This window comes from Stenotrophomonas sp. PvP093, assembly GCF_017876915.1.
Classification (GTDB): Bacteria; Pseudomonadota; Gammaproteobacteria; order Xanthomonadales; family Xanthomonadaceae; genus Stenotrophomonas; species Stenotrophomonas muris.
Map to the genome: position 1 here is coordinate 1674592 of NZ_JAGIOX010000004.1, position 12873 is coordinate 1687464.

The following is a 12873-nucleotide window of genomic DNA, read 5'->3' on the forward strand; positions in this document are numbered from 1 at the left end:
CACCATGAGGAGTATGTCCCGATGTCCGTCCCCACCATCGCCGTGTTCGTCGGCAGCCTGCGCAAGGACTCGTGCAACCGCAAGCTGGCCCATGCGCTGGAGAAGATCGCCGGTGATCGCGCACGCTTCCAGTACGTGCAGATCGGCGACCTGCCGTTGTATGACCAGGACTTCGACGCGCAGTACCCGGCGCAGGGTACCCGACTGAAGGACCAGGTGCGCGCCGCCAACGCGGTGCTGTTCGTCACCCCCGAATACAACCGGTCGGTGCCGGGCGTGCTCAAGAACGCCATCGATATCGGCTCGCGTCCCTACGGTGACAGTGCGTTTGCCGGCAAGCCGGCGGCGGTGATCGGCGCCTCCATCGGCCAGATCGGTACCGCCGTGGCCCAGCAGCACCTGCGCAACACCCTGGCCTTCCTGGACATGCATGTGCTTGGGCAGCCCGAGGCGTTCATCCACTTCAAGGAGGGCCTGATCGATGCCGACGGCACGATCCACAACGAGGGCACGCAGAAGTTCCTGCAGGGCTACGTGGACCGGTTCCTGGCGCTGATCGCGGTGCACGTCAAGGGCGATTGACGCCTGCGGGGTCGGAGTTCCCTGCGTCGCAGAGGGATCCGACCCCAACCACGCCCCGGGGTCGGATCCTGACGCGCAGCGACGGGCTCCGACCCGTGGCGCCTGATCTGCGATAATGCTCCGCTCGGGTGCCGCAATGGCGCCTGTCGCAGGCAGTGCGACGCCCCCACGCCAGTCTGGCCAGGCGCCGGCGGATATCCCCCGTTTCTCCACGGCTTATCCACAGGCTTGTCCATGGTCGCCGGGGTCGGCGCATGCCTACACTCGTCTGGCCCACTTTTGCAGGAAACACCGCAGCATGTCCGCTCGTCCCGGCTTCCGTTCCAACCGCAGAGAGCGCGGTGATGGCTTCGATCGCGATCGCGACGAGTCGCGCATCGACCAGTTGCGGGTACCGCCGCATTCGGTGGAAGCCGAGCAGGCGGTGCTGGGGGGGCTGATGCTGGCGCCCGAAGCGTATGACCGCGTCAATGACCAGCTGACCGAAGGCGACTTCTACCGTCGCGACCACCAGATGATCTATCGGGCGATCCGCGAGCTCTCCGAGCGCGAGCGTCCGTTCGATGCGGTGACCCTGGGCGAGTGGTTCGAGTCGCAGGGCAAGATGGAACTGGTGGGCGACGGCGCCTACCTGATCGAACTGGCCAGTACCACGCCGTCGGCTGCCAACATCGTGGCCTACGCCGAGATCGTGCGTGACAAGGCAGTGTTGCGCCAGCTGATCCAGGTGGGCACCGACATCGTCAACGACGGTTTCCAGCCCGAAGGCCGCGACAGCAGCGAGCTGCTGGCCTCGGCGGAAAAGAGCGTGTTCGCCATTGCCGAACAGGGCGCACGTGGTCGCACCGATTTCGTGGCCATGCCCGGTGCGCTGAAGGATGCATTCGAGGAGCTGCGCAACCGCTTCGAGAACGGCGGCAACATCACCGGCCTGCCGACCGGGTACACCGATTTCGATGCGATGACCGCCGGCCTGCAGCCGACCGATCTGATCATCCTCGCCGCGCGCCCGGCCATGGGCAAGACCACCTTCGCGCTGAACATCGCCGAGTACGCGGCGATCAAGTCGAAGAAGGGCGTGGCGGTGTTCTCGATGGAAATGTCGGCATCGCAGCTGGCGATGCGCCTGATTTCCTCCAATGGCCGCATCAACGCGCAGCGCCTGCGTACCGGCCAGCTGGAAGACGAGGACTGGAGCCGCGTCACCAGCGCGATCAAGATGCTGAAGGAAACCAAGATCTTCATCGACGATACGCCGGGCGTGTCGCCGGAAGTGCTGCGCTCCAAGTGCCGCCGCCTCAAGCGCGAGCATGACCTCGGCCTGATCGTGATCGACTACCTGCAGCTGATGAGCGTACCCGGCAACAGCGAAAACCGCGCGACCGAAATCTCGGAGATCTCGCGTTCGTTGAAGGGCCTGGCCAAGGAATTGAATGTGCCGGTGATCGCGCTGTCACAGCTCAACCGCTCGCTGGAAACGCGTACCGACAAGCGCCCGGTGATGGCCGACCTTCGCGAGTCGGGCGCAATCGAGCAGGACGCGGACATGATCGTGTTCATCTACCGCGACGACTACTACAACAAGGAAAACTCGCCGGACAAGGGCCTGGCCGAGATCATCATCGGCAAGCACCGTGGTGGCCCGACCGGCTCGTGCAAGCTGAAGTTCTTCGGCGAGTACACCCGCTTCGACAACCTGGCCCACGATTCGGTCGGCTCGTTCGAATAACGGCCATGCCGGCCGCTGGCCGGCAATCGCCTTCCGGACGGTAAACCATTCGGAACGCAAGGATTCCGCATGTGGCGTGTAAATGACATGTAACGCGCCGCTTCTACGATTCCGCCGCTGCTGCCCTTCGACGCCGCCCTTCGGCGTCCAGCGTGCCCAAGGAATCCACCTCCATGTCGTCCCACGCTTCGCTTCGCCGCAATCTGCTGGCCCTGCTGGTCTGTGCTTCGCTGCCGTCGCTCGCTGCCGCTGAAACCGCCCCCGACGCACCGTCGGCGACCACCCTCGATTCGATCTCGGTGATCGGCCGCGGTGAAGCCCGCCAGGTGCAGCGCGTGACCGCCGAGGACATGAAGATCCTGCCGCCCGGTGCGAACCCACTGAAGCTGCTGGCCAGCAAGCCGGGCGTTCACTTCGAGTCGGCCGATGCCACCGGCGCCTACGAATGGTCCACCACCATCAGCCTGCGTGGCTTCAACCAGAGCCGCCTGGGCTACACGCTCGATGGCATCCCGCTGGGCAACATGGCCTATGGCAACAGCAACGGCCTGCACATCAGCCGTGCCGTGATCAGCGAGAACCTGGGCGGAGCCGAAGTGTCCACCGGCATCGGCGCGCTGGGTACGCCGTCCACCAGCAACCTCGGTGGCGTGTTCCAGTTCTATTCGATCGATCCGTCCACCGAGTACGGCGTGGTGCTGGCGCAGGGCTTCGGCAGCGACAGCGCGCGGCGCAGCTATGCGCGCCTGGAGACCGGTGAGCACCAGGGCTTTGCGGCCTATCTGTCCGGCGTGTACTCCGAAGGCGACAAGTGGAAGGGCAAGGGCTCGCAGGAGCTGAAACAGTTCAACGGCAAGGCCACCTACAATTTCGCAACGGACAGCAGGATCACCGCGCTGTTCAACGCCTCGCGCCGCGTCGAGGCGGACTACCAGGACCTGTCGCTGGAGATGATCGATCGCCTTGGCTGGGACTGGGACAACTACGCGCCAGACTGGGATCGTGCCGTCGCCGCCGCGCGCGGCAGGTTCACGGGCGGCGTCAACAGCCCCTGGGATGCGTACTACTCCGGCCACGGCCTGCGCAACGATGACCTGTCCAGCATCGCCGGCGATTTCGGCCTGAACGAGTCGATGCGGCTGAAGGTCAACGTCTACAACCACAGCAACCGTGGCCAGGGCCACTGGTTCAGCCCGTCCAATCCGTCCAACCCGGGCACCGGTCGCGAGATTCCGATCTCGATCCGCACCACCGAGTACGCGATCGACCGTACCGGCGTGACCTCGGCGTTCACCTGGAACGTCGGCGGCCACGACCTGGAAGCCGGCCTCTGGTACGAGGACAACGGCCACAGCGTGCAGCGCAACTTCTACTACATCGACGGCCCGGTCACCGACGACTTCTTCCTGCGCAACCCGGACCAGCGCGTGTGGCACCAGCGCTACACCACCATTACCCGCCAGTTCTACGTGCAGGACCGCTTCCGCCTGTTCGATGACCGGCTGACCATCGACATCGGTGCAAAGTCGCCGCACACCCGCACCCGCGTGCGCACGCCACTGGGCAGCTATGCCAACAACAGCAGCCTGACTTCGAAGAAGGGCCTGCTGCCTCAGGCGGGTTTCAACTTCAAGCTCAACGAAGGCAACGAGATCTTCGGTTCGTTCGCCAGGAACATCGCCGCCTACGCGTTGGGCGTGGGCAGCCCGTTCAACGTGCCGCAGGCGGCGTTCGATGCCAGCGCGCAGGACTTGAAGCCGGAACAGTCACGCACCCTGGAACTGGGCTGGCGCGGCTACGGGAAGGGCTATGAAGCCTCGGTTGCGGTGTACGACGTCAAGTTCGACAACCGCCTGCTGGCGATCGCCCAGTGCGTGGGCATCCTCGGCTGCCCGGCGCTGTTCTCCAACGTCGGTTCGGTGACCAGCCGCGGCGCCGAGGCGACACTGCAGCTGAAGCCGATGCAGGACCTGGCCTGGTCCAACGCGCTGTCCTGGAATGACAGCGCCTACGACAACGACTACGTGAACAATGGCGTGGTGCCGACCCGCGGCAAGAAGACCGTCGACACCCCCGAATGGATGTTCGCCAGCACCCTGGCCTGGACCCCGGGCCCCTGGGACATGCGCCTGTCGGCCAACCACGTCGGCAAGCGCTACGTGACCTATACCAACGACGAGTCGGTGCCGAGCTACTGGCTGGTCAATGCCTCCGTGGCCTATGACTTCGGCGCGCTGGGCCCGGCGCAGAACCTGACCATGGCGCTGAACCTGACCAACCTGACCGACAAGCGCTACCTGTCTTCGATCAACACCAACGGCACCTACGCCGCCGACCCGACCCGCAGCCTGGCGACCATGCAGGTCGGCGCGCCGCGCCAGGTGATGGCCACCGCCACCGTGCGCTTCTGATGCGCGGGCCTGTGGATCCGGAACGCCGTCGTCGCCTGCTGCGCATGGCGTGGCAGGGCACGGGGGCGGCGATCGCGCTGGCGGCGATGCCGGGGCGGGCCACGGCCGGCCCACGGCCGCGGCTGGGGCGTGATCCGTTCACCCTTGGTGTCGCCGCCGGTGATCCGGATCCACAGGGGGCCGTGTTGTGGACGCGGCTGGCGCCGGACCCGCTCAACGGCGGCGGCATGCCGTCGCGGGCGGTGCCGGTGCGCTGGTTCGTGGCCGAAGACGCCGGCATGCGCCGGCTGGTACAGCGGGGCGTCGCTGCCGCGGTGCCGGAGCTGGCCCATTCGGTGCACGTGGAGGTCAATGGCCTGCGCCCGGGCCGCGACTACTACTACCGCTTCGCCTGCGATGGCGATGAGGAAAGCGCGGTCGGCCACTTCCGCACCGCGTCGCTACCGGACACGCAGCTGCAGCAGCTGCGGCTGGCCCTGTGCACCTGCCAGGCCTGGAACAGTGGCTACTATCCGGTGCTGCGCGATATCGCACGGAGCGATGTCGACCTCGTGCTGCATGCCGGCGACTACCTGTATGAATACAGCCCGCTGCAGAACGTGCGTGGCACCATGCTGGACGCGGCGCGTTTCAGTGGCGAGACGGTGAGCCTGGAGCGCTACCGTGACCAGTACGCGCTGTACAAGCTCGACCCGGATCTGCAGGCGGCCCATGCCGCACACGCCTTCGCGGTGATCTGGGACGATCACGAGGTGCAGAACGACTACTCGGGCATCCATCCGGAGAAGCCCGGCGTGTCGATCGAGGACTTCATCGTTCGCCGCGCGGTGGCCTACCGCGCGTTCTACGAACACCTGCCGATGCGCAGCACGCCTGCGGGCAATGGCGGCCTGCGCGTGCACCGGCGCCTGCGTTACGGCGATCTGGCACAGCTGACCCTGCTCGACTGCCGCCAGTTCCGCCCGGCCAATCCCTGCGGTGTGGGCGAGTCACCGCGCTGCGAAGCGGCGCTGGATCCGCGCATGAGCATGCTCGGCACGGGGCAGGAAGCGTGGTTCACGCAGTCGATGGCCGCCGCGCAGGGCACGCGCTGGAACGTGGTGGTGCAGCAGCTGCTTATGTCGCAGCTGCGGCTGGACGGCGGCACGCCACGCGAGCGCTTCTGGAACGACGCCTGGGATGGCTATCCCGCCGCACGCAGGCGTCTGCTGCAGGCGATGCAGGCAGGCGGGCAGGGCAACGCCATCGTGCTGGGCGGCGACTGGCATTCCACCTTCGTCAACGACCTGAAGCTGGATTTCGACGCGGCCAGCGCGCCGGTCGTGGCCACCGAATTCATCGCCCCGGCGATCAGCAGTGGCGGCGACGACACGCCGTACGGGCCGTACTACGGGCCATCGATTCCGCAGAACCCGCATATCCGCTATTTCGACGGCGACCGCCGCGGCTGGTGGAAGCTGCAGCTGAACCGGCAGACCGTGGACGCCGAGCTGCGCTTCGCCGACAGCGTGCTGCGCCCGGATGCCGCAGTGCGTACCGCGGCGCGATTCCAGGTGGCCCATGGCCGCCCGGGCGCGGTGCAGCTCCTGTAGAGCCGAGCCTGCGCTCGGCTGTCGCGCGCAGCGCGGGTTTTCTGTGATCGCAACGAAGAGCAGCCGAGCGCGGGCTCGGCTCTACAACGACGGCCCTGCACCGGATTTCATCGCCCCCAGCCCGGGTTTCGTCGCAAACCGTTTGCCGGCGGCGAGGGCGGGGCGCCAAGGTGTCCGCAGGCGGCAGGGTGCCGCCCCAAGGAGACCGTGATGAAGACCCTGTTCGCGCTCGGTGTGTGGTGCCTGCTGTTCGTGCTGTGCTGGCCGCTGGCGATCCTCGCCCTGATCGCCTGGCCGCTCGTGTGGCTGCTGAGCCTGCCGTTCCGCCTGGTCGGCATCACCTTCTCGGCGTTGTTCGCCTTCCTGCGCGCGCTGTTCATGCTGCCGGCGCGGTTGCTTGGCGGCCGGGCGGTTCCCGCATGAGGAGGGTGCTGCTGGCCGGTCTGGTCCTGTTGCCAGGCCCGGTGCTGGCCGCACCCCCGGCACCCCCGTCGGCGTGGCTGGAGCGCGAGCAGAGCGCTGCGGCTGACGAAGCCAATGCAGCGGCGGTCCCTGCGCCGAAAGCCGAGGTGCGCTGCCGGGTGGTCAAGCAATGGAAGGCCGGCGATACGGTGGTACAGCACAAGGTCTGTGAGGATCCACCGAAGAAGCCGGCTGGAAAGGTGTAGCGCCGAGCCCATGCTCGGCGGCCTTTGCAGGGCAGCCGAGCGTGGGCTCGGCGCTACAGGGAAACGGGCAACAAAAAACCCCGCCGAAGCGGGGTTTTTCGTCTGCAGGTGAGTGTCGACCAACGGTCGGCACCTACCATGATGCCGATCAGTTCGCCTTGTGGATGGCGCGCTTGCTGACCGCCATCGCCGCGTCGTGGACTACTTCCGACAGCGACGGGTGGGCGTGGCAGATGCGGGCCAGGTCATCGGCCGAACCGCTGAACTCCATGGTCAGCACGCCTTCGTGCACCAGCTCGGAGACGTTGGCGCCGACCAGGTGCATGCCGAGGATGCGATCGGTTTCGGCATGGGCCAGGATCTTCACGAAGCCTGCCGGCTCGATCATCGCCACGGCACGGCCGTTGGCGGCGAACGGGAAGCTGCCGGCCTTGTACGGAATGCCTTCGGCCTTCAGCTGCGCTTCGGTCTTGCCGACCCAGGCCAGTTCCGGTTCGGTGTAGATGACCCACGGGATGGTGTCGAAGTTGACGTGGCCCGGCAGGCCGGCGATCAGCTCTGCCACCGCGATGCCTTCCTCGAAGCCCTTGTGCGCCAGCATCGGGCCGCGCACGCAGTCGCCGACTGCCCACACACCGTTGACGCCGGTGTGGCAGTGCGCATCGACTTCGATCTGGCCGCGCTCGTTGATCTTGACGCCGGTGCCTTCGGCCAGCAGGCCCTTGGTGGCGGCGCGACGGCCAACGGCCACCAGCAGCTTGTCCACGGTCAGGGTCTTTTCGCCTTCCGCGTCGGTGTAGGTGACGATGACTTCCTTCTTCTTGCCCTTGCCGGTGATCTCGGTCTTGGACACCTTGGCATTGAGCTTGATGTCCAGGCCCTGCTTCTTGAATTCCTTGGCAGCCGCCTTGGCCACTTCGGCATCGGCAGCCGCCAGGAACTCCGGCATGGCTTCCAGGATGGTGACTTCAGCGCCCAGGCGCTTCCACACGCTGCCCAGTTCCAGGCCGATCACGCCGGCGCCGATCACGGCCAGGCGGTTCGGCACTTCGGTGAAGTCCAGGCCGCCAACGTTGTCGACGATGGTCTCGCCGTCGAACTTGGCGAACGGCAGTTCGATCGAATCCGAACCGGCCGCGATGATGACGTTGGTGCCCTTCAGCTCGACGATGGAACCGTCATGCTGGGTGACCTTGACCACGTTGCCCGGCTGCAGTTCACCGAAGCCGTAGTAGGCGGCGACCTTGTTGGCCTTGAACAGCATGCCGATGCCGCCGGTGAACTGCTTGACGATCTTGTCCTTGCGGCCAACCATCGCCTCGACGTCGATCTTGGCATCCTTGAAGCTGATGCCGTGGTCGCCAAAGATGTGGCCCATGTTCCAGAACTGGCGCGAGGAATCCAGCAGCGCCTTGGACGGGATGCAGCCCACGCGCAGGCAGGTGCCGCCGAGGGCCGGCTTGCCGTCCTTGCCCAGCGCTGCATCGATGCAGGCGGTCTTCAGGCCCAGCTGGGCCGCGCGGATGGCAGCGTGGTAACCGGCCGGGCCGGCACCGATGACGACGACGTCGAATTGTTCAGCCATTGAATTATTCCTTGATGCATTACCAGAACCCCTCCGCGCAGGCGCGGAGGGGCGGGAGGTGTCTTACAGGCCGAACAGCATGCGGCCCGGGTTTTCCAGCTGGTTCTTGATGTCCACCAGGAACTGCACCGAGTCCTTGCCGTCGATGATGCGGTGGTCGTAGGACAGCGCCAGGTACATCATCGGCGCGATCACGACCTGGCCGTTCTGGGCGATCGGACGCTCCTTGATGGCGTGCATGCCCAGGATGGCGCTCTGCGGCGGGTTGATGATCGGGGTCGACAGCAGCGAACCGAAGGTGCCGCCGTTGGTCACGGTGAAGGTGCCGCCCTGCAGTTCTTCCAGGCCCAGCTTGCCGTCACGGGCCTTCTTGGCGTAGTCGGCGATGGTCTTCTCGATGTCGGCGAACGACATGCGCTCGACGTTGCGCAGCACCGGCGTGACCAGGCCCTTCTCGGTCGAGACGGCGATCGAGATGTCCGAGTAGCCGTGATAGATGATGTCGTCGCCGTCGATCGAGGCGTTGACCAGCGGGAAGCGCTGCAGCGCGTTGGCGGCGGCCTTCACGAAGAAGCTCATGAAGCCCAGCTTGATGCCGTGTGCCTTGACGAACTCGTCCTGCAGTTCCTTGCGCGCCGCCGACACCTTGGACAGGTCGACTTCGTTGAAGGTGGTCAGCATCGCGGTGGAGTTCTTCGACTCCATCAGGCGCTCGGCGATGCGCTTGCGGATGCGGGTCATCGGCACGCGCTCTTCCGGGCGTGCGCCACCGGCCTTGCCGGCGCCGCCGTTGCGGGCGAAGTTGACGATGTCTTCCTTGGTGACCGCGCCGCGACGGCCGGTGCCGTCGACATCGGCCGGGTTCACGCCTTCAGTGATGGCGGTGAAGCGGGCGCCCGGCGGCAGCGCATCGGCGGCCGACTTGGCGGCCGGGGCCGGCGCAGCGGCAGCGGCCGGAGCCGGAGCGGCGGCGGCCGGAGCAGCGGCCGGAGCGGCCTCGGCGGTCGGTGCCGGAGCAGCTGCAACGGCGCCTTCCTCGATGATCGCCACGACCTGGCTGGAGGTCACGGTCGAGCCTTCGGCGAACTTGATTTCCTTCAGCACGCCGTCGACCGGCGACGGCACTTCCAGGACGACCTTGTCGGTTTCCAGGTCAAGCAGGTTTTCGTCGCGCTTGACGGCGTCGCCCACCTTCTTGTGCCAGGTGGCGATGGTGCCGTCGGCGACGGATTCGGGCAGTACCGGGGCTTTGACTTCGGTGGCCATTGCGGGAGCTTCCTGGTTTGTCTTCTAAATAGGGGGAGGATTATTCAGCGAACGTGTCGTTGAACGGGTTGACCAGTGCGTCGGCGATCAGCTGCTGCTGCTCGCGGACGTGGTCAGCCATGTGACCGGCAGCCGGCGAGGCCGAACGTGCGCGACCGGCGTAGTGCAGGTTCTGGCCATCGGCCAGGCAGAACTGCAGGTGGTGGCGGATCTGGTACCACGCGCCCTGGTTCTGCGGTTCTTCCTGCGTCCACACCACGTCGGTAGCCTTGCCGTACTTCTTCAGTTCGGCCGCCAGCAGCGCACGCGGGAACGGATACAACTGCTCCACGCGGATGATCGCCACGTCGTCCTGGCCACGCTTGATCTGGTCCTCCAGCAGGTCGTAATAGACCTTGCCCGAGCACAGCACCACGCGCTTGACCTTCTTGGCGTCTGCGTTGGCGTCGCCGATCAGGTGCTGGAACTCGCCGTTGGCCAGCTCGTCCAGGGTCGACACGGCCAGCTTGTGGCGCAGCAGCGACTTCGGCGACATCACCACCAGCGGCTTGCGGGTGGTCATGTGCAGCTGGCGACGCAGCATGTGGAAGGCCTGGGCCGGGGTCGACGGCACGACCACCAGCATGTTCTCCAGCGCGCACAGCTGCAGGAAGCGCTCCAGGCGCGCCGAGCTGTGTTCCGGGCCTTGCCCTTCATAGCCATGCGGCAGCAGCAGGGTCAGGCCGGAAATGCGGCCCCACTTGGCTTCACCGGCGGCGATGAACTGGTCGATCACCACCTGGGCACCGTTGGCGAAGTCGCCGAACTGGCCTTCCCAGATGCACAGCGTGTTCGGATCGGTGGTGGAGAAGCCGTACTCGTAGGCCATCACCGCTTCTTCGCTCAGCAGCGAATCGATGACGGTGGCCTTCTCCGGCGAATCCACCAGCTGCCGCAGCGGCATGTAGTAGTTGTCGGTCTTCTGGTCGTGCAGGATCGCGTGGCGATGCGTGAACGTACCGCGGCCCACGTCCTGGCCGACCAGGCGCAGTGCATGGCCTTCGTCGAGCAGGGTGGCGTAGGCCAGGTTCTCGGCAAAGCCCCAGTCGCCCGGGATCTCGCCGGCGGCCATCTTGCGGCGGTCGTCGTAGACCTTGGCCACGCGCGAGTGCAGCTGCACTTCATCGGGAATGGTGTTGATCAGCTTGGCCAGCTCGACCAGCTTGTTCTTCTCGACCTTGGTCGAGACCGGGTCGGACAGCTTGCCTTCCAGCAGCTTCGGCCAATCGACGAACAGCGGGCTGCTCGGCGGGGTCTTCTCGACCTTGGCCAGCTCGGTGGTCACTTCACCGGCGTCCAGCTTCTCGCGGTAGGCATCGACCATCGCCTTGCCGGCGCCGGCGGCGATCACGCCCGCCTTTTCCAGCTGCTCGGCGTACATCTCGCGGGTGGTCGGGTGCTTGCGGATCACCTGGTACATCAGCGGCTGGGTGATCGCCGGTTCGTCGGCCTCGTTGTGGCCCCAGCGGCGGTAGCACATCAGGTCGATGACCACGTCCTTGGCAAACGTCTGGCGGAACTCGAAGGCCAGCTGTGCGGCGAACACCACTGCTTCCGGATCATCGCCGTTCACGTGCAGGACCGGCGCGGCGATCATCTTCGCCACGTCGGTGGCATAGCGCGTGGAACGCGTATCCAGCGGGTTGGAGGTGGTGAAGCCGACCTGGTTGTTGACCACGATGTGCACGGTGCCGCCGACGGCGAAGCCGCGGGCCTGCGACATCTGGAACAGTTCCATGACCACGCCCTGGCCGGAGAAGGCCGCGTCGCCGTGGATCAGGATCGGCATGACCTGCTTGCGCGCGGTGTCCTTGCGGCGCTCCTGGCGCGAACGCACGGAACCGGCCACGACCGGGTCGGCGATTTCCAGGTGCGACGGGTTGAACGCCAGCGCCAGGTGCACCGGGCCGCCATCGGTGGCGACGTCGGCGGAGAAGCCCATGTGGTACTTCACGTCGCCGGCCGAGGCGTGCTCGTCGTGCTCGAACTTGCCTTCGAACTCGTCGAACAGCTTGCGCGGGTTCTTGCCCAGGGTGTTGACCAGCACGTTCAGGCGGCCACGGTGGGCCATGCCGATCACCACATCCTTGACGCCATCCTTGCCGGCGTTGCGGATGATGGTGTCCATCATCGGGATCAGCGAATCGCCGCCTTCCAGCGAGAACCGCTTCTGGCCGACGTACTTGGTGTGCAGGTAGCGCTCCAGGCCTTCGGCCGCAGTCAGGCGCTCCAGGGTGCGGCGCTGGGTGTCAGCGTCCAGCTGGTAGTTGCCACCGGCGGCTTCCAGCTTCTTGTAGATCCACTGGCGCTGCTCGACCTCGGAGATGTGCATGAACTCCGCACCGATCGAGCCGGTGTAGGTCGCCTTCAGGCGTGCCAGCAGGTCGCGCAGCTTCATGCGCGGCTGGCCGCCGACGCCGCCAGTGCTGAACTCGCTGTTGAGGTCGGCATCGGACAGGCTGTGGAACGGCAGGCCCAGATCCGGGGTGTTGACCGGTGCGGCCAGGCCCAGCGGATCGAGGCGGGCGTCCAGGTGGCCGCGCGAACGGTAGGCGGTGATCAGACGACCGACATTGCGCTCGCGCTCGTCGCCTGCACCGTTACCGGTACCGGCCTTCAGCGCATCCTTGGCCGCGTCCGCAATGTGGGAGATGACGGCCGAGTGCGGAATGTCACCTGCTTCGCGGCCCTTGAAGCCGTCGAAGTAGGTTTTCCATTTGGGATCGACACTATCCGGGGAGACCAGGTACTGCTCGTACAGGTCCTCGACATAGGAGGCGTTGCCGCCGGCGAGTTGCGAAGATTGCGCAAACTGCTTCAGTTGATTGTCCACGATGGAGGGTGTTGATTCGCTTTGTGGGGTATGGCTTCAGAAGGACCCGGCAGGAAGATGAATAGCCCTGCGCGGGCGCGTTCAAACAGCCAAATTGTACCCCCAACCGGACACGAAGGGGCACCACCACAGGTATCCCGCGTCCGCCGGTGCCGGTTCCAGACAGGT

General features: G+C 66.0%; 9 protein-coding genes. 6 read left to right on the forward strand and 3 right to left on the reverse strand.

The window, feature by feature from the left end; all coding sequences use genetic code 11:
- Window positions 1-21 precede the first annotated feature (21 nt).
- The 6 genes from J3A72_RS10270 to J3A72_RS10295 all read left to right on the forward strand — a co-directional run bounded on the left by J3A72_RS10270 (window position 22) and on the right by J3A72_RS10295 (window position 6982).
- Window positions 22-582 carry an NAD(P)H-dependent oxidoreductase gene (locus J3A72_RS10270; protein ID WP_075076670.1) on the forward strand — a complete coding sequence of 187 codons (561 nt, stop codon included), beginning with the start codon at window positions 22-24 and terminating at the stop codon, window positions 580-582.
- A 298-nt stretch (window positions 583-880) separates the two neighbouring features.
- A complete protein-coding gene (locus J3A72_RS10275) occupies window positions 881-2311 on the forward strand; it encodes a replicative DNA helicase (RefSeq protein ID WP_014647708.1) in 1431 nt (476 codons plus the stop codon).
- Between the two features lie 173 nt (window positions 2312-2484).
- Window positions 2485-4722, forward strand: coding sequence for a TonB-dependent receptor (locus J3A72_RS10280; RefSeq protein ID WP_075076669.1), 2238 nt, complete (start codon window positions 2485-2487; stop codon window positions 4720-4722).
- A complete protein-coding gene (locus J3A72_RS10285; protein WP_075076668.1) occupies window positions 4722-6314 on the forward strand; it encodes an alkaline phosphatase D family protein in 1593 nt (530 codons plus the stop codon). Before J3A72_RS10280 ends, J3A72_RS10285 begins: the two co-directional genes overlap by 1 nt.
- Window positions 6315-6524: 210 nt before the next feature.
- Window positions 6525-6737 carry a hypothetical protein gene (locus J3A72_RS10290; protein WP_032958903.1) on the forward strand — a complete coding sequence of 71 codons (213 nt, stop codon included), beginning with the start codon at window positions 6525-6527 and terminating at the stop codon, window positions 6735-6737.
- The gene (locus J3A72_RS10295; protein WP_075076667.1) at window positions 6734-6982 is read left to right on the forward strand and encodes a hypothetical protein; all 249 of its coding nucleotides are present in this window, start codon (window positions 6734-6736) and stop codon (window positions 6980-6982) included. Before J3A72_RS10290 ends, J3A72_RS10295 begins: the two co-directional genes overlap by 4 nt.
- Before the next feature lie 148 nt (window positions 6983-7130).
- On the opposite strand, the gene lpdA is transcribed toward J3A72_RS10295, so the two are convergent.
- The 3 genes from lpdA to J3A72_RS10310 form a co-directional block, all read right to left on the reverse strand.
- Window positions 7131-8567 carry a dihydrolipoyl dehydrogenase gene (gene lpdA / locus J3A72_RS10300; RefSeq protein ID WP_014647703.1) on the reverse strand — a complete coding sequence of 479 codons (1437 nt, stop codon included), beginning with the start codon at window positions 8565-8567 and terminating at the stop codon, window positions 7131-7133.
- Window positions 8568-8630: 63 nt separating this feature from the next.
- Window positions 8631-9833: a dihydrolipoyllysine-residue succinyltransferase gene (sucB, locus tag J3A72_RS10305; RefSeq protein WP_014647702.1), complete on the reverse strand. Its 1203-nt coding sequence runs from the start codon at window positions 9831-9833 to the stop codon at window positions 8631-8633.
- A 40-nt stretch (window positions 9834-9873) separates the two neighbouring features.
- The gene (locus tag J3A72_RS10310) at window positions 9874-12705 is read right to left on the reverse strand and encodes a 2-oxoglutarate dehydrogenase E1 component (protein WP_014647701.1); all 2832 of its coding nucleotides are present in this window, start codon (window positions 12703-12705) and stop codon (window positions 9874-9876) included.
- Between the last annotated feature and the right edge of the window lie 168 nt (window positions 12706-12873).